The following is a 16,105-nucleotide window of genomic DNA, read 5'->3' as shown; positions in this document are numbered from 1 at the left end:
GCCCACTAAAGAATTAAGCATCGAGGAATTTTGTTAACAAAATCGTCAAAACGCTTGCCAGCACTCTTATTTACCAAGATTGTTTGTCTACTGTTACTAGCAGTTGTATGGCATCATAAAATTACGCATCATGATTTAAAAATCTTTGACGCGCCTGGCAATGTAAACAATAAGGGCGATCGCTTCGATAAAGATTAGTGGAGGCGGTCGCTTTTGTTGTCTAGTACCTATAGAATATAAAATCTGTTAGATTATGGCAAGTGCTGGTAGACAAATAATCATTATGTTGGATACAAAATACGTTGCTTCTATTTACTGGGATAAAGAGCTAGGTGAACGCCTGAAAGCATTACGTGGCAGTCATTCTGTCCGCTCAATTTCTGAAAAAACCGCAGAGCTTGGAGAGCGTATTTCTCACCAGTACATTCACATGCTCGAAGACCCCGAAAGGTATGATAATTCAGCTTCTACGGTTTCTTTTCCTAAAATCTCCGTTCTTCTCAAAGCTTTAAACAGCAGTATTGAAGAATTTTTTAGTACAGCAGTAACAATTGTGTCTATTACCCCTTGACATTTGTCTGGTATCAGTAGACAATAGAGTTAAGAAAACAAAAGACGACCGCACGTCCTGAGAAAACTAAGCGATCGCCTTTTATCCCTAATAAGGTGAACTCTATTATGAACTATTTCCCATATACACAGCAAGCACCCAAAAGCTTTAACAGCAACACAATAGACGAGCAAACCTCAGCACAAGCAGAATTTTACAACCACCTCGAAGCACAAGCCAAAGAAGCAACTCAAACTACAGACCCGCTTACATCTCGTGACCGCCGCATCATTGCCGAGATCATCGAAGTGGAAGCCGAATCAATCCGCACGATTTGGATCGAAGCTGGAATCACCGTATGGGTGCAATTAAGTAACGGAGGACGCTTGCCATTCGACCGCAACTGGTTTTCCAAGAGAGTTGCAGAAGTTAAAGCAACCCTACCCGAAACACCAAGAGAACGCAACGATCGCCTGAGCGAAGAATTAGAAACAGCTTGTCAAAAATACGGTTTAACACACGGAGAGATTGACTGGCTCAGTTTCAGCACCACCCTCTATTTCAACCGTCAGCGTGTGGGTTTCCTGGGCTGTAACCTCGAAGGCAAATGGTACAGCAGGTGCAGTCAGTTGGGGGGCAGTCGCACGGCTATCGATATTGATGTGGCGATTGCACTGTTGGGAATCAGACAACCTGTTGCGGCGTAGTACCGACAGTAGAAAAGCGGTCGCATCCTTAGAGAGCGATCGCTACCTCACCACAATAAATGCAAATTACAGCAAATATGTTATTCCTTCAAGATCCCGACTGGGGTGAATGCTGCGAACCGATACTTTTACCCCCGAATCATCCAAACGCAGAGGTAATCGAAATTTCAGGTTACACGCTGGTTTACTGCAACGGTTTTCGCCCAAAAATCTACCGTGTTTACAAAGGCGAATCAATGCTGGGTTTGGTTTTTCAACACATCACGCACTGGACAAACGAAGTAGACGAGAACCAGTACGCCAAACCCTTGAACGCAGCAGTAGCACTTGATGATTCGGCTGCAAGTATGACCAGAGTAACTGACGAAAACATTGCAGCGTAAACAGAAATCAAAAAGTCGCCACACAATCATAAAAATTTGGAGATTAAATCATGAGCATCAGATGGGCTGAGGATGAACTAGCGACCCTTCATGAGATGGCAGAAATGTACACTCCAGAGCAAATAGCTTTTCGGCTCAAAAGAAGAGGTTATCATCGGACAGTATCAGCAGTGAAATCAAAATTACAATCTTTGGGATACTCTGCACGACCTACTTTAGATAACTACAGTTGTCGTGAGATTGCTAAAAACCTTCGTTTGCATTCAAATACCGTGAGGAATTGGGTGAAGCAGGGTTGGCTGAAAGCAAAAAAACGTTCTGTCCATTGTTACCAAGTCAAAAGTCGAGATTTGAAACGGTTTTTCAAGAACCCTCCGCAGTCAATTAGAACGCGGATTTCCCAAATAGATCCACAAGTTATTAGGTATTTGGTGGGGTAATCGAGTGCGAAAGTAAAATAAAATTATCCTAAGCCTAAACCGTATCATGTTACTCCCAGAATTTGAACAACAACTGCTTCAACTTGACCAGAATGAGAAACTGTATATTATTCAACTCCTAGCCCAAAGTCTCACAATACAGGATACTCAAAAAGAACAACCAACCAAACTCTCCCAATTTTTTCGTCAATCCCCCTTGGCTGAAGTGGGTGAAGAACTTGACCTGAGCAGAGATCGCAGCCTGACACATGATGCCTTTACGCCATGACTTACCTTCTTGATACCTGCCTAATTTCGGAACTGGTTGTCAAACAACCAAATCAAAAAGTTTTAGACTGGTTAGATGCTCAAGAGCCAGAAACACTTTACCTGAGTGTAATTACAATTGGTGAAATTGCTAAAGGTATCAGTAAACTTCCTACATCTAAGCGTAAAGATTCTCTCTTGACTTGGTTAAATGTAACCTTACCTCATCGCTTTGAACAAAGAATTTTAAGCGTTGATGTCTCAACGATGATGTTATGGGGAAACTTAGTCGGACAACTAGAACTTTTGGGGCGACCTCTACCTGTAATGGATTCTTTAATTGCTGCCATAGTCCTGCAATATTCTCTAACATTAGTAACTCGGAACGAAAATGATTTCGCCGGAACAGGGGTTGTCATCTTTAACCCTTGGTCTGGTTAGTTATTACCCAATCAAAAGCCGAGATTTGAAGCAGTTTTTCAAGAATCCTCCGCAGTCCATCAAGCATTAAATTGCGGCGATAGATCCGCAGGTGGTGAGATATTTGGTGGGGTAGTCAGTATTGGAATGTTTGTGGAGGCGAGGGTAGCTCAAGAGCAGGTATCTTAAGTTACTCGTTGGTTTGCTGCTGCTGTAACTGTTGTACTGCTTCTGGGGGTGAACCTGTTAGTCGAGAGATCGCGTCAACAGCCATGCCCTCGGCTAACAGGTTGAGGGCGATTTCACGGGCTTTTTTGTTCCTCCTCTCAGCCTCAAATGATTGATAGATGATTGACTCGCGCATAACGTCTTTTCTTAGCAAACGCTCAATTACTTCTTCCTCTAAAACTAAACTAGCTAAGATTGCAGTAGCCGCCGAAATATGACTTTGTGCTTGTTTTTGAGGAAGTGTATCAATAGTTGCAGCTACTTGTTGTAGTGTTTTAACCTTGTTAACCGTAGCACTTAAGACGGCAAATGGTAGCAATCCTATAGATTTTAGAAATATATCTGTGGATTGCTCCCACAATCGAATTATTTCAAACTTATGGTGAAGTTTTTTAGTAGAAAATGTGGTGTTATACACTTGCTCAGATGTAGTTTTTTCTAGATAAATTACTACTTGATGTATCTGTTTGTCAGGAAAGCGTTCGTAGATTCGCACATAGTAATAAGCCATCTCGAAAGGTAGATTTTCATCAGGCTTTGTTCGGAATTCAATATGCAATACAACTTCGTTTGATTGCAACAGTATCACGCCATCATTCCGCATTGGTTCCCAAGTCACCCCTGTTGGGCTTAATACAGTTAAAGTAATAGGTTCGCCTAACAGCCAAGTCGCAAAATCAGGAGAATATAATTCAGCAATCAGTTTACAAGTATTGTCAAACATCATTCATTATTTAGTTAATTTTGATGGCAGACTTTTCTCACTTTGAATTAGCTATAATAACTAATTATAATCGATAGTTTAAAGAATTCATCTATTAAAAAATAGCTGCGCTGAAAATCATTGGAAGATTGACTATATTTGTATGGAAATCAAAACAATCTCTGTCACTTATCACCGAAAATTTAATCTGGGTGATTTTGAATCAGTAGAACTAGGCTGCTCTCTTTGGGGTCAAATAGACCCAGAAGAAGACGCAGATGGAGCAACACAGTTTCTTTTTGAACAAGCCAAGGAATCTGTTAAAAAAGCAGCAATGCCATTAATTAAAGCCTCATCCCACCAAATGAATAAAGCCAGAATGTACAAACAATCTGCACAAAACAATACTACTAATGAACTGGAGAACTTCTAATGAACACTGAAATTAAATTAGGCTTGGGTAATCCTCCATATCCCATTTATTTATATGTCAACAAATTAGAAATTGATGGTCAGGCTTATGGCTGGTATAACTATGATGTTAGTCTTGATAAAAAGACTCCGGTAGCCGACAGAGCATTAACAGGCTATTTGAGTGAGTTAAGAGTGACTGGTAAAGATTTCAAAGGCAAAGACAATATTAAATTAGATATTGTTGTCTTTGCAGATGATTTATATATCGTCAGAAGTGGAATTGAGACTAACTTTACTAAGTCTTTTTTACTTGCTGCATCAGTTGTAGAAGATTTCTCTAGACCCCTAACAATTGTTGCTACTCCTGGAGGGGAGAATGTCGTTTTCTGTGGATTACATGATGCTATCAGCAAAACTAAAATCCGTAGAGATTGGGATGCAAACGCTGACTGGGCAGGACTATTACAGCAGATTCAATCAAGATTATTCACCCGTCCTAAATATGATTTAGACGAGGATGAACGCGATCGCCCCGTTGTACAACCACCTTCTCCAACGCCTGCGAAATCTAATACAGTTCATCCCCAAGACTTGCGCGTAAAACAAGTCCGCATATTGACTAATTATCCAGTGGACTTAATTAAAGAGTGGTTGCAGTTTCAAGATGCTTCGGCTCCTAGCCAACTTCCTGTTGCTGTTGTTGATAGGCTGGTGAGAGATATTTGCTTGGCTTGGGCTGCTGACAAGGTTAATTCAGATCATGCCAGCAGTTCATATCAACAGCAGGTTTTGGGAGCGATCGCCTCTGGGACTCCTGAGATAGAAGCCATCCAACAGTGGATGAATTATGTTGCAGGACTGGTAACACCTGTAGCTTCTCGTTAGATATTTAATAATGCAGCCATCACAACGGCTGCTAATTTTTTCCAGCGAAAGCTACACTCATTTTTTTGAGAGTTATTTAGGAAAAAATATGGCAGAATTATCACGCATCATTCAATTAAGAGTAGAAGAACTAGAAACCAATTTAGAGCTAACATACTCGGAAATTTTTACCAAAGTTTGTCAAGAAAATAATCTAAATGCGTTGGCTCTTGAAGAAGTTCTAGAGTGTGATTGTCCACACGGATTAATTGGGCTTATTCAAGATTCGGATGAATCATCCATTTTAGGTTATCTCAACAAATAAGAGCAATATCAATATTAAGAGTAAACACAATGTTTAGGTGGGATGTTGGTATGTATTTCAGGAGTTTTAGGAAGTGCTTTGTTGAATGGATGCCTGGATTTTGATGGAACCCAATAGGAGAGCCAAAATGTTAAAGCTTAAATATCTAAACCTTTTTGTGGCTGCTTGTGGAGCAATTGTATTAGTCATTGGTAGCATTATCGGTATTAAAGGAGTAATCAAGGGAGAAGGTGCAAAGACTTGGTTTGCAGCTATATCTTTCATGCTAGGTGGAACAGCATTGCAAGCCGCAGCCCTCAACCGTTTTTTCAAATATCAACTCGATGAAGAGATCGACAGAACTAGAGAGCAAAGGCTTCAAGCAATACCAAAACCTTGCAGAGGGTGTCGCAATTTTCATGGTCTGGAATATGGAGGGGTGAAGCTTGTATGTGCAATTCATCCGCTAGGAGTAGAGGGCGATATTTGTCCAGATCACGACAAGTTCAGCAAGCCCTAACTAATCACCCCAGCATTAAGCACTTAGTGGTTCTGGTTCTGTATCGGCTATCTCCAAAACCCGACGCAACCAATCCCCACTTGCAACAGCCGCAGCTTGTTTTTGTTGGGCATCAGACCATATTTCGTCCCAATGAAATAGCCAATGAGTCATTAAACGCACTAAATCAACCAATTCACAAGCCCGGTCAATGTCATCCGCTTTCACCATGTCTGGCACAGTCCACTCAATAAAATACCGACTTTCTTTTACCAGAGGCAGCATTAAATCCTTCGATGAGTTTTGAGTCCAAAAAGACTGAATTTGTGACAAGTGACTTGCCAAATGATGTAAGCGGGTGGAAACATCATCTTGCATAAAAAGTTGTTGCTCTGGTGTCGGTTCAATCATATTTTATGCTGAGATTTTTTCGCCAGTAGCTTGATGAATAATTTGCTGTTTGAGAGAGTCTGCGGCAACTGCGGCAATCATTTCCCAATCCTGTGGTGTTAATAAAACTTCTAGCAACTCGCGTAGTACTTCTCGGTTAGAAATGAACTCTTCACCATAAAGTTCATCTTTTCCCAAAGTTGTGAGTACTAATTGCTTTACCTGTGGTGTGGGCAACCTTAATTTTTCTAATATTCTCTCTCGTGCAGCTACAAGAGCAATTTTTGTAGCTGTACCTAAATTCCAGTTATTAAGTAGTAACCGCACTTCTTTATTTAGGGAGATACGCAATGTTGTTAAACGCCCCAGGAGTTCAAAGTTGAGTATGAGGTCGCCAAATGCACTTCCCCAGTTTAATCCAGCACCAATGTTACCACCAACAAGCTCCTCAGCTTCTACAGCTTGCCGTAACCAAGCTTCATCAAGTAATAAATCCATTGGGTTGTTTTGACCAGAGTAATCATGATTCTCATTAAATTCATGTCGATTCATCTATCCCCAACCTCCTGCTCGAAGAACGCCACAACCCGTACTCAAAATACACTAGGTCATCGTAATCTTCATCTGCTCCCAAATCAATCATGCCTTGACGCTCATAAAATTTTTCTGCTCCAGGCAAAGAGTGTAGTCCTACTCTACCCTCAAAACCCAGTTCTAAACTACGAGTTCTGGCAAAGCTTAATAGAGCAGTGCCAACACCTTTATACTTTGGAGGACGTTGAATCACCTCTCGATTCCAAGGTGCAGAGGCAATTCCATCAACATACACTAATCTTTTCCCAGGAGCCAAACGTGAGCCGTGCATTTGAATTTCGATGATCATCAAACCTTGGGTTTCATCTTCGTACTCAATTGCAAAGCCTTCCCGATTTGGTTGTCTGCTAATGACAAACTGAAGTTTAAATTCCCAATCCCAGAATTTATCCTCTTGCCCGTGTAAACTTAACTGTTCTTTCCACCGGGAGGTATATTCATCAGCGTGTTTTTGTCTTAGTTCTACTAAATCTGCTTCTATGGTGATGCTATCTTGACCGCGAATTAGTCTGACGTTGCTTTGCATAGCAATGACTTTAATTATTCATCTGCTTCTGGGAACTCAATTTCACCATCCTCTATGAGGCACCTCCAGTCAACATCATCCACATCTATAGATTCGTCGTACTTATCAGCCTTAAGTATTTGCTTGATTAATTCTTCGACAGGAATTTTTAATATGGCAGCTTCTTGCCGCAAGTCCTTGCAAACTTCATCCCAATTATCTGCACTAGATACCCGGTCAATCAAAATAGCTTCAGCCATACGAGTCTTAGAAACACCTCTGGTATGTCCCCACAGAGATAAACGGATTTCTTTAACAATAGGAAGGTTTACCGGAAATCGGCGATCGCGTTTTCTAATCATGTGGAATTTATATAACAATACTTCCTGATTTTATCGATTATTAGATACCATTTAGTATCTATTTAGTTGATTTTATGAATCTAAATAGTCCAAAATAAAGAAAAGCCCCGATGAGGTCAGTCATCAGGGCTTCTCCCAACACAGAACCTACCTGTAGTCAGGAGCAAGCGCAATTATGACAGAAATCACCAGCTTAAACGACTTTTTCACTCTTCATCCTATGTATCATCGTTCACTTGCCGAGCTAATGGGAGTATCCACTTCAGCTGTTGACAAGTGGAGTAATGGCGACCGCCGAGTTAACCAAAGGACATTAACAGAGTTGAACAGGCTGCATATATTTCTAAATACCAATCCACAGGTTAGAAATAAATACGTCAAACTTACACAATGTGCAATTTAAGGAAAAGAACTGCACATTGTGTAAGTGAATTTATTGCCCGCCCCCTGCGGGTTTTATATTATATAAATAGTTCAACGGTTCGACTTTAAGAATGGAGTATCTGAACAAAACACAGTGTCGAGAATTGTTAAGAATTCAGTCGAGGGACACGATAAATAAGTACCTGAAAGCCTTGGGCTTATTCGAGAGAACAAGATTTGGTTGGTCGGAAATTAAACGAATACTAGAACTTCAGATATTTCTAGGGCTAAAACATGGAAGAAATGCTATATCAGACTTTGAAGAAATGTCCCAAAGAGAGTTAGAGCAAACATTTGAAAGCTATGGAGTGAATGTAAATGCTCGATTAGATGCGCTGCAAAAAATACATAGAGACTCAGTACAACTAAAACCAGCTTTACGATAAATCTCTTCAAAAAATGCCCTGCTTACTTTTTGAGTGATTACAAGCCTACACACCATAAAATCAATGCTCTGCAAGCTTTTTGCCTTTGATGACAGACTACATTCACTCTGCGGAACTTTCGATAAAGAGCATGAAAAATTCATTGCTAAATCCATAGAGATTCATGTTACTGTAATACTACACGGCTGAAATGCTTATCCAGCATGGAATCGGCAGAAGGTTAGCGAGTGAAGTGTCCCTTTTTCAACTTTAAAATCCCGGAAATCAGACACTCTTTTTTTCAGAGTTAGGGGTGAGTGTAGTATTGTTCAACCAAGTATCAGTGTTTAAATATACGGGTGTAGGGATGTAGGGGTGTAGGGGTGCGAGTAGAAAGAATTAGATAGGAGGATGCTGTTAAAATTCAATACCAAATACAGATCAAAAGTTTTACTGTTTTAAGTTTCGTCCGCGAACAAATAAAAACTTCTTCCCTACACCCTTACACCCCCACACCCTTACACCCTCATGTACAGGAAAGAAAAATACACAAAAACATCTCTTGACGGAGAGGTTGAAGTTATAGAAATAGAAGAAAGAAATCCGTCAGGTTTGTTAGAATTTTGTGGAGCGATCATCGCAATTAGTCTCTCAATTTTGGTCGTCACTTTGATTTTGCAGAGTTGGAACCATGCCAGTAGTAGTAATAGAAGAATGGATGAGCGAATCATCCATTCTGAGAAAAATTTGTCAGCAGATCCGTGGACGAGAAATTAGCGATCGCACATGGTACGACTGGGAGCATTTAGCGGGGGCGAATTACCCGCAAGGGAAGCCTGTGGCAAAAAGAAAATACACCCAGGAGCAGACAGAAATGCTGCTATGCTTGGCGTGGCTTCGGAAGCACTTCCCAGGGCGGAAGGTGACATATAGAAGTTTGAGAGACTTCCACAAAAGTAACGAATATAAAATTGATGAAGTACTGGAGAAATTCTGTGAGCAAGTAAATTCAGGTGAACTGTTTGTAGCAGATGAAGTGAAGCAAGAACCCCCAAAAATCGCACTATCTGAAGTCAAGAAGTGCTGTGACCGAATTATGGGGCGGGAACTTTCGCGGAACTGTTGGGCGGCATGGAAACAATTTCTGGGTATTCCCAAGTACGAGAGGTTTGTAGAAGAAGGAAAAGCTTCACTGCTAACGTATATGGCTTGCTGGAGGCATGACCATCCCACACAAAAGTTTCCTTCAGAGTCTCAATTATTTGTGATGATGAGGCACTGGTCACGTAGAGCGATGAGCTTTGAAACAGCTTCGAGCGCCAAAATATGGCTGACTTGGCAGATGAGGGGGTGCAAGGGAAGAGATTTAGTCAAATACCTCGCAGCTTACGGGTATAAAGTCTCGATACGCACATTGTATAAGTGGGGAGAGTTTAGCCAGCGCAGACACTATTCCCCATCGGAATTAGCACGATGGAAAAATTTAGCTAAAACAAAGAGAAGCCTCGCATCCGACCCGAAGGGCGGTGTGGGATGAATTTTTGGACGATGACTAAAAGACCGACAACCAAATCAATCCGTAGGATTGAATATATTGCTCTGAAATAACAACAGTGATTAAAAACAGGAGGTGAGTTGCTTTGTTGCTTAACTATCAGTATCGAGTCTATCCAAATACCAATCAAAAGCTAGAACTTAATTATTGGTTGCGAATATGCCAATACTGGTACAACAAGCAACTGGGTGATAGGTTTGATTGGTGGGAGAACAACCGCAATAATATCAATGCTTGTCCGTTAATTTGCCCATTGCCTCAACTGCGAGATAATCCCAGTTATTACTCTCAGAAAAAGCAATTACCTTCTATCAAAGAAGATTTGATAAAAGTTTTTCATTCTGGAGAACTACTAGATTTCTCTCACGTACCATCCCAAACATTACAGGATGTTTGCAAACGTGTAGATTTAGCATTTGGTCGTTTTATCAAAGGTGATAGCAACGGCAATCGTAGTGGCAAACCACGATTTAAAAATGCTGCTCGTTACCGCACTATGAGGATAGACGGACAAGCTATAACTATAGAGCAAGTAGAGAAAAATTGGTTATTTGTATCTTTCTCTAAACTCAAAGGGTGGATAAAAATACGACTACACCGACCACTACCTGAAGGGTTTACGCTCAAAAATGCGCTACTAACTTTAAAGTCGGATGGATGGTATTTAACTATTTGCTTGGAAGATCCAAACGTACCAGAATTTACACCTGATGAAATAGTACCGACATGGGAAAATACGATTGGACTAGATGCGGTACTTCATGAAGATGATTACCTGGCTACTAGCGAAAATACCAAACTACCTGCACTGAAATCATTCAGAAAATTAGAAAAACTACTAGCTAAAGTGTCGCGTCGTAAATCTGCTAAAAACAAAGGCAGTAGAGCAAGACGTAAACTAGCAAAACGAGAAGCACGGGAACATCAGCGTGTAGCCAGGGCGAGAAAAGACCACGCTTTTAAAACTGCTCATTCTCTTGTCAGGACTGGTAAGAAAGTTTTTGTACACGAAGATTTAAATCTAAAAGCTTTATCTAAAAGGAATAAAGCAAAGCAAGATGAGGATGGTAGTTATCTTCCTAATGGTCAGTCAGCTAAGTCAGGGTTAAATAAATCTTGGAATGACGCTGCATTTGGACAATTTTTCATAATCCTAGAATACATAGCTGGAAAAGCTGGGGCTAGGACGATGGCAGTAAAACCTGCATATACATCTCAATTACTCGCGTATCGTGATCAATTCATATTCACCGATTGCAACATCCGCGAGTATTGGGATGAATATGAATTGCTGATTGTTGACCGCGATATTAACGCCGGAATCAACATAAAGCGTGTTGGGCTGGGACTGTTCCCAACAATAAAACGCCGTAGAGGGAATCTCGTAGTAACTCAATCTACTACTAATAGTACCTCGAAGGAAGTTCTGGAAACATTAAAAATATGCCAGAAGCCTACACCGCCCTTCGGGTCGGTGTAGGTAGTTCACCATCACAAAAAAGGAGAATTGCATGATCCGACTATTCGATAAATTCAACAACGTTTTAGCCTTCACGATTAATTTTGTGATGGGCGGAGAATATTGTCACTATTGTTAATGCAGGAGATATAGATGGCACGGAAAGGTGAATTAACAGTACCCTTAACAGAGGCGGCGACGACTATTCAGCCCCAGTCCAGGAGCATGGTCAAGAGCAGAAAGCCAGAAATTACTCAGGCTCCAAGTGCATTTGCGCTAGTTGTTGAAAAGCTAGAGATAGCCTTCGACGAAGACTTGAGACTAGCGATTTTGGAGCGATTAGTCCGGGAGCAAAAACAGATTGCCCAACAAGTAACAGAAGAAGAAAAACTAACCAAAGCATTAGAAATTGCCAGATTAGAAGCTTTAGAGCAAGCCAGAGAAAAAGGAAAGCAATCAGCCAGAGAAGAAATAGCCCAAAGAAAACGCGAACAATTAGCGGCAACACAAAAGCAGTTTATTGAGTTGGAACTGGATCAATTGATTGACAGTTGTGATTATTTGCCTTTTGAGACAATGAAGAAAACTGTAGAAGGGTTTGCATCTCATGTAGGCGTAAAAATCGAGTGGAGAGATTTAGAAGATGGGAAATTCGAGTACACCGCCAGTATCGCATGAGGTGCAGGAATTTATTGATTCCGTCCGTAAGGGACAGGGGTTTGCTGAAATTACTGAACTGATCAGTGAGGAAGTGCAACGCCAAATCGAAGCCCAACTCTATGACTTCCAGCAAGCGATCGCGCAATCAAATTTAGCAGCCATTGAGGTGATGTCTGAGGAGTTGCAGAGGATTAAAACAGAATCGGCAACACTCAGTGGGGTAATGGGGCGACTAGCAACTGCCGTCGCGCCCGACTTGCCACCAGCAGAAGATGAGGTTATTAGTTTTCAAAAAGCGATTAACAACCTAGAAGTCTATGGCAATGTTATTCCCTCACAAGCTGATATTGCGGCGGTTCAATTCCGACTGAAAAATCAAAGAGCATGGTCTTTGGTGTGGCAGTCCGTCGCCAAAATGTTAATTAAAAAATTGGAGGTAAAATTTTGCAAATAGCAGATTTTCATAGAGCTTATTGGAGCGATGAACACAACACAGGAATAGCCAAAATTCATTATCCTGATTTGGGGATATTAGCCCTTTTATTTGAAAATGGTGTTCCCAAAAATAATGTCAATTTCCTGGATAAAAATGAATGGTCTTACTATTGGCAGAGATATAAGAAGCAGGGAATCGTACTTCATCTAGGAATGAAATTAGGCATTGACACAGAGAAAGTCAGGGTAATCAAAAAAAATAACGTTTTCAAATTTCCTGATATTAATTTGGAAATTAGAGTAGGTGATAATTCTCTGGCATTACCTGAACAAATACCGACTGAGCAAATGCGATATTTTCGCCCCATAGATGGCGAATGGCAACAATTTGAGGATGATGTGTTTGTGGAATATCAACCCTGCAATTCATTGGTTAATGTCAGATGATAGCAATTCGCAATTTGCAATTAATTAGGAGTTAGACAATGGTAAAAAACACAAACAAAGCGGAAGCGCCGAAAGAATCTGGAGGATTAGTTCTTTCCGATTTAGGCGGTGATATTGGTAAAGCCATCGTATTCCCAGACGGACATTTTGGGCTTGAGTCAGCTGTCTGGGAAAACGCGCAGCGAATAGCTGACATGCTACCAATAGATATCACAGTCTTTGGTGATCTAACAGAGGAAAATGTAGCCTCTATGTTAGATAAGGCTAAAGGGGCTGAATTCCAGGTCAAAAACTGGACAGAATATTCATCTGCTCTTAGTCGCTACCTCAAGGCTCTACATAAAGTTCGGGAAAAGCAAGCAGAAGTTAGCGAAAATGTAGCTGAATCCAGGGTTCAAATAGCTGAATTAGAAAAAAACTTGTCTATGTCATTAGCTAATTTAGAATCCAAATTTAGACAGATAGTTGGTAATGCTCGTAGTGGCGTTACAGGTGTTCAGGATGATTTAAAAATCAGTTTGGGTAAGATTTCTTCTCAATACTCGGAAGGCAAAAACAAGAAATTGCAGAAGTTGACAGAAGAAACAACAAAGAAAGAACCAACTCCTTACGAAGAACAATCCAGCAACTTGGTAGCTCGGTTCCAGGAATTAAGAAACGCTCGGTATTCTGGGACTCCAGGTGTTACCCAACGAATCAGAAGCGTTAGTTAGGCAGAGTTAGGCAGGGGGGCAGTGAAATGTCAGAAGTTTGTAAGTTATTGACTTGGATATGTGGATTCATTATTGCTAGTGCGATCGCGCAGTTAATTAGTTTGTTGCCCTGGTCATTTTTAGTGATTGGGGTAGCAGCAGTCATTACTTATTTGCAAGGTAAAACTAGCGATTCAAAATTGTTGCAGGTAGTGGCTATAGGGTTAGCCTTTGGGTGGTGTAAATGTTATTTCGCTGGGTAAAAATTGGCGGTGGTGGACTAGTTGCCCTGGTATGCGCCTTGACAGCGAATCCCAGGGATGTGAAGTTTTTTATTCCGGCGAATCTGGCAGCGATCGCGTTCTCCAGTTACGCCGGTATCGAGCTACGAAAGCTAGAGAAGATATATATTGATAAAGAACGCGCCGAAGACATGCTCGTGGCCCTAAAAGAAACTCAAGCATCAGAGCAATTGCAATATCTGTCCTCGGCGGCAGAACGCAAACGGCAATATGAAGAATCTGATAAAGAAACCGAACGGCAACTCAGTCTTCTGCAACAAACAGCACCTTTATTTTCTGAGGTACTGTCATTAACTGGACAGAATGGGGCTGTAAACCGCATGGCTCTAGGAATGATTCAGAATGGTGAGTCTTTGGGCAATGTACTACTCGCTACCTCTGAAGCAGAAATGCAATTGGAACAAGCGAGGTTACAGGCAGAAATTCATCAGCGACAATTGGCCTTGCAGGCACAACAAGTCAGGGCGGCTGTACATAGTTCTAATGTTGTTGAGATTGCGCCAGAAGTAGAAGCAGAATTACCACAGTCATCAAAGATAGAAGGGCTGGAGAAAGCGGCGGGTGTTGTTGGTTTTCAAACTAAATGCTTGAGAGTTGACAGAGCGCCTAGCTACGAAAGATTAATTTTCGCCATGAAAACGGAGGATTTCAATTCTTTACCTAAATTCAAGGCCGCAGCTAAACTTGCACTGGGGATAGGTAGTAGCGATTTCCCCTGCTATATTTATGCACCAGAACAAATTGCCGTCGAAGTTCCTTTGCGTCCAGAAGACCGCACTTACTATGATTTTCCGACAAGACACTGGCAACAAAGTGAGCGCCTGATTGTGCTAGGACAGTCGTTAGACGGGGAAGTAGTGATCGACCTGTCTAGTGAGGACACACCCCAATTACTCGTAGTTGGCACGACGGGATCTGGTAAGTCCAACTTCTTTCGAGCAGCTGCATATTGCTTACTCATGCAAGGTGCGCGGGTGGATGTGTGTGGCGGGAAAGTTTCAGACTACGAAGACTTTGCTGAACGATTCGACAGCATCACTATGAATGATATGGGGCGCACTTATGAGTTTGTGGGTGAGTACTTCCAAGAGTGCGATCGCCGAAACTCAATGACCAAAGCTGAGTTAGCCGAGCAACAGCCTTGGATATTATTCATCGATGAGTACAAAGGTACTGTCCCGTTGGATGATGGTCAGCGAAAAGCCTACGATGCTCAATTATGTGAAGTCGGCCGTCGTGGAAGGGGACTGAAAATTCATGTAGTAGTTGGCTTGCAACGTGGAGCGAAGCGAGGACAGCAAGACCCCCAAGGGTTGCCCCCAGACTTACGTGATAACTTGCCTTGTCGAATCGCGTTCCGTTGTGTCGATGCCACCAGTGGACGCATGATTTTAATGCGCCGGGGAGAATCTGTCACCGCACTTCAGGGACGTGGGGACGGTATCGTGCAGTCAGGTTTGTTGGATAAAAGATTTCAAGCGTATCGCTTTGAAAACATTCCCGCTTAGTTTTTATACCCCTAATTCTATGTTGCCATCTAAATTTGCTGAAGCTGCTGGCTTTCCCGACTATTGGCAGGAAAGCGACTTACAAAAATATATTAGCGATCGCCTCAAAGAGCGTGGATTCCAGGCTCACTTAGAGGTGCCTGCCAACGGCGGTAGAGCAGACATCGTTAGCACCTGGCAGGGCGGAGCGATTATCGAGTGCAAAAAATATCTTACCCGTGACACTATTTTTCAAGCAATCGGCCAACTCAACCTTTACGGACTGAACAACAGTCACAAGTTAGTGGTGATGGGATTTCTGACACCTGATGCGCGAGAGCAACCATCCACGCTTAAAACTGCCTCAAGGGTTGAGCAAAGCCCACGCATCAAAGTTATTTTCGTGAATATTGATGAAGAGTGGCTTCCTGGTAGTCGAGTATCAATTGGGTTTGGCAATTTTAGTTTTGGTAATTTTCGATTGCCTCAATTACCAAATTTTAGAGACTGGCGTTGGTGGTTTAATGTAGCTAAGGCGAATCCTTTGATTCTGGTACTGGCTGTTTCGCTGTTTTTGGGAGTATTGCCAGAACTGAAAAAAATCACTCCTACTGCTGTTATGCAACAGATTCAGCGCCCATAAGGACAAAACTAAGTTCAACAGCATTAAC

At 41.7% G+C, this 16,105-nt stretch carries 26 protein-coding genes; 21 read left to right on the top strand and 5 right to left on the bottom strand.

All coding sequences use genetic code 11. From position 1 onward, the window contains the following. Window positions 1–30: 30 nt before the first annotated feature. From H6G75_RS20740 to H6G75_RS20710, 7 genes are all read left to right on the top strand, one after another. Window positions 31–198, top strand: coding sequence for a hypothetical protein (locus H6G75_RS20740; protein ID WP_190692777.1), 168 nt, complete (start codon window positions 31–33; stop codon window positions 196–198). Window positions 199–253: 55 nt separating this feature from the next. After that, window positions 254–571 (top strand): hypothetical protein, encoded by a 318-nt coding sequence (locus H6G75_RS20735; RefSeq protein WP_190981898.1) that lies wholly within the window; start codon window positions 254–256, stop codon window positions 569–571. A gap of 107 nt (window positions 572–678) precedes the next feature. Beyond that, window positions 679–1,257, top strand: a complete 579-nt coding sequence (locus tag H6G75_RS20730) for a hypothetical protein (RefSeq protein ID WP_190981896.1) — start codon at window positions 679–681, stop codon at window positions 1,255–1,257. 59 nt (window positions 1,258–1,316) lie between these two features. Continuing rightward, complete coding sequence (locus H6G75_RS20725) at window positions 1,317–1,640, top strand: hypothetical protein (protein WP_190981894.1); 324 nt, start codon at window positions 1,317–1,319, stop codon at window positions 1,638–1,640. 50 nt (window positions 1,641–1,690) lie between these two features. Beyond that, the gene (locus H6G75_RS20720) at window positions 1,691–2,080 is read left to right on the top strand and encodes a hypothetical protein (protein WP_199337953.1); all 390 of its coding nucleotides are present in this window, start codon (window positions 1,691–1,693) and stop codon (window positions 2,078–2,080) included. A 46-nt stretch (window positions 2,081–2,126) separates the two neighbouring features. Further along, window positions 2,127–2,348, top strand: coding sequence for a hypothetical protein (locus tag H6G75_RS20715; protein ID WP_190981892.1), 222 nt, complete (start codon window positions 2,127–2,129; stop codon window positions 2,346–2,348). Then, entirely contained in the window at window positions 2,345–2,767 is a 423-nt protein-coding gene (locus H6G75_RS20710) for a type II toxin-antitoxin system VapC family toxin (protein ID WP_190593368.1), read from the top strand. The genes H6G75_RS20715 and H6G75_RS20710 overlap by 4 nt, the downstream gene beginning before the upstream one ends. A gap of 169 nt (window positions 2,768–2,936) precedes the next feature. Here the strand turns inward: H6G75_RS20710 and H6G75_RS20705 are convergent, their stop codons facing one another. Next, the gene (locus H6G75_RS20705) at window positions 2,937–3,701 is read right to left on the bottom strand and encodes an Rpn family recombination-promoting nuclease/putative transposase (protein ID WP_313934880.1); all 765 of its coding nucleotides are present in this window, start codon (window positions 3,699–3,701) and stop codon (window positions 2,937–2,939) included. 139 nt (window positions 3,702–3,840) lie between these two features. Here H6G75_RS20705 and H6G75_RS20700 point away from each other — a divergent pair, with 139 nt between their 5' ends. The 4 genes from H6G75_RS20700 (at window position 3,841) to H6G75_RS20685 (ending at window position 5,779) form a co-directional block, all read left to right on the top strand. Then, complete coding sequence (locus tag H6G75_RS20700) at window positions 3,841–4,110, top strand: hypothetical protein (RefSeq protein ID WP_190981890.1); 270 nt, start codon at window positions 3,841–3,843, stop codon at window positions 4,108–4,110. Further along, the gene (locus H6G75_RS20695; protein ID WP_190981888.1) at window positions 4,110–4,976 is read left to right on the top strand and encodes a hypothetical protein; all 867 of its coding nucleotides are present in this window, start codon (window positions 4,110–4,112) and stop codon (window positions 4,974–4,976) included. Before H6G75_RS20700 ends, H6G75_RS20695 begins: the two co-directional genes overlap by 1 nt. Window positions 4,977–5,064: 88 nt before the next feature. Next, the gene (locus H6G75_RS20690; protein WP_190981886.1) at window positions 5,065–5,280 is read left to right on the top strand and encodes a hypothetical protein; all 216 of its coding nucleotides are present in this window, start codon (window positions 5,065–5,067) and stop codon (window positions 5,278–5,280) included. A 127-nt stretch (window positions 5,281–5,407) separates the two neighbouring features. Next, window positions 5,408–5,779, top strand: a complete 372-nt coding sequence (locus H6G75_RS20685) for a hypothetical protein (protein ID WP_190981884.1) — start codon at window positions 5,408–5,410, stop codon at window positions 5,777–5,779. A gap of 15 nt (window positions 5,780–5,794) precedes the next feature. Here the strand turns inward: H6G75_RS20685 and H6G75_RS20680 are convergent, their stop codons facing one another. The 4 genes from H6G75_RS20680 to H6G75_RS20665 are packed head-to-tail and all read right to left on the bottom strand — an operon-like array spanning window position 5,795 to window position 7,609. Continuing rightward, on the bottom strand, window positions 5,795–6,169 hold the full coding sequence (locus H6G75_RS20680; protein ID WP_190981882.1) for a hypothetical protein: 375 nt from the start codon (window positions 6,167–6,169) through the stop codon (window positions 5,795–5,797). Window positions 6,170–6,172: 3 nt separating this feature from the next. Beyond that, the gene (locus tag H6G75_RS20675; protein WP_190981880.1) at window positions 6,173–6,700 is read right to left on the bottom strand and encodes a hypothetical protein; all 528 of its coding nucleotides are present in this window, start codon (window positions 6,698–6,700) and stop codon (window positions 6,173–6,175) included. Continuing rightward, window positions 6,687–7,268 carry a GNAT family N-acetyltransferase gene (locus H6G75_RS20670; protein WP_190981878.1) on the bottom strand — a complete coding sequence of 194 codons (582 nt, stop codon included), beginning with the start codon at window positions 7,266–7,268 and terminating at the stop codon, window positions 6,687–6,689. Before H6G75_RS20670 ends, H6G75_RS20675 begins: the two co-directional genes overlap by 14 nt. Window positions 7,269–7,282: 14 nt before the next feature. Next, window positions 7,283–7,609 (bottom strand): hypothetical protein, encoded by a 327-nt coding sequence (locus H6G75_RS20665; protein WP_190981877.1) that lies wholly within the window; start codon window positions 7,607–7,609, stop codon window positions 7,283–7,285. A gap of 494 nt (window positions 7,610–8,103) precedes the next feature. Between H6G75_RS20665 and H6G75_RS20660 the strand changes: the two genes are divergently transcribed. From H6G75_RS20660 to H6G75_RS20615, 10 genes are all read left to right on the top strand, one after another. Further along, on the top strand, window positions 8,104–8,418 hold the full coding sequence (locus tag H6G75_RS20660) for a hypothetical protein (protein ID WP_190981875.1): 315 nt from the start codon (window positions 8,104–8,106) through the stop codon (window positions 8,416–8,418). Between the two features lie 670 nt (window positions 8,419–9,088). After that, window positions 9,089–9,934: a hypothetical protein gene (locus H6G75_RS20655; RefSeq protein ID WP_190981873.1), complete on the top strand. Its 846-nt coding sequence runs from the start codon at window positions 9,089–9,091 to the stop codon at window positions 9,932–9,934. Window positions 9,935–10,037: 103 nt separating this feature from the next. Beyond that, window positions 10,038–11,432 (top strand): RNA-guided endonuclease TnpB family protein, encoded by a 1,395-nt coding sequence (locus H6G75_RS20650; RefSeq protein ID WP_190981865.1) that lies wholly within the window; start codon window positions 10,038–10,040, stop codon window positions 11,430–11,432. Window positions 11,433–11,564: 132 nt separating this feature from the next. Then, a complete protein-coding gene (locus H6G75_RS20645; RefSeq protein WP_190981863.1) occupies window positions 11,565–12,089 on the top strand; it encodes a hypothetical protein in 525 nt (174 codons plus the stop codon). Beyond that, a complete protein-coding gene (locus H6G75_RS20640) occupies window positions 12,055–12,525 on the top strand; it encodes a hypothetical protein (protein WP_190981861.1) in 471 nt (156 codons plus the stop codon). The genes H6G75_RS20645 and H6G75_RS20640 overlap by 35 nt, the downstream gene beginning before the upstream one ends. Continuing rightward, window positions 12,516–12,953 (top strand): hypothetical protein, encoded by a 438-nt coding sequence (locus tag H6G75_RS20635; protein ID WP_190981859.1) that lies wholly within the window; start codon window positions 12,516–12,518, stop codon window positions 12,951–12,953. Before H6G75_RS20640 ends, H6G75_RS20635 begins: the two co-directional genes overlap by 10 nt. Before the next feature lie 38 nt (window positions 12,954–12,991). Next, window positions 12,992–13,666, top strand: coding sequence for a hypothetical protein (locus tag H6G75_RS20630; RefSeq protein WP_190981857.1), 675 nt, complete (start codon window positions 12,992–12,994; stop codon window positions 13,664–13,666). A gap of 26 nt (window positions 13,667–13,692) precedes the next feature. Next, window positions 13,693–13,908, top strand: coding sequence for a hypothetical protein (locus H6G75_RS20625; protein ID WP_190981855.1), 216 nt, complete (start codon window positions 13,693–13,695; stop codon window positions 13,906–13,908). Further along, entirely contained in the window at window positions 13,890–15,455 is a 1,566-nt protein-coding gene (locus H6G75_RS20620; RefSeq protein ID WP_190981853.1) for an FtsK/SpoIIIE domain-containing protein, read from the top strand. The genes H6G75_RS20625 and H6G75_RS20620 overlap by 19 nt, the downstream gene beginning before the upstream one ends. A gap of 19 nt (window positions 15,456–15,474) precedes the next feature. Continuing rightward, window positions 15,475–16,077 (top strand): hypothetical protein, encoded by a 603-nt coding sequence (locus H6G75_RS20615; protein ID WP_190981852.1) that lies wholly within the window; start codon window positions 15,475–15,477, stop codon window positions 16,075–16,077. Window positions 16,078–16,105: the final 28 nt, after the last annotated feature.

The organism is Nostoc sp. FACHB-280, assembly GCF_014697615.1.
Classification (GTDB): Bacteria; Cyanobacteriota; Cyanobacteriia; order Cyanobacteriales; family Nostocaceae; genus Nostoc_B.
The sequence above is the reverse complement of the archived record's forward strand: the minus strand, read 5'-3'. Positions and strand labels throughout refer to the sequence as shown.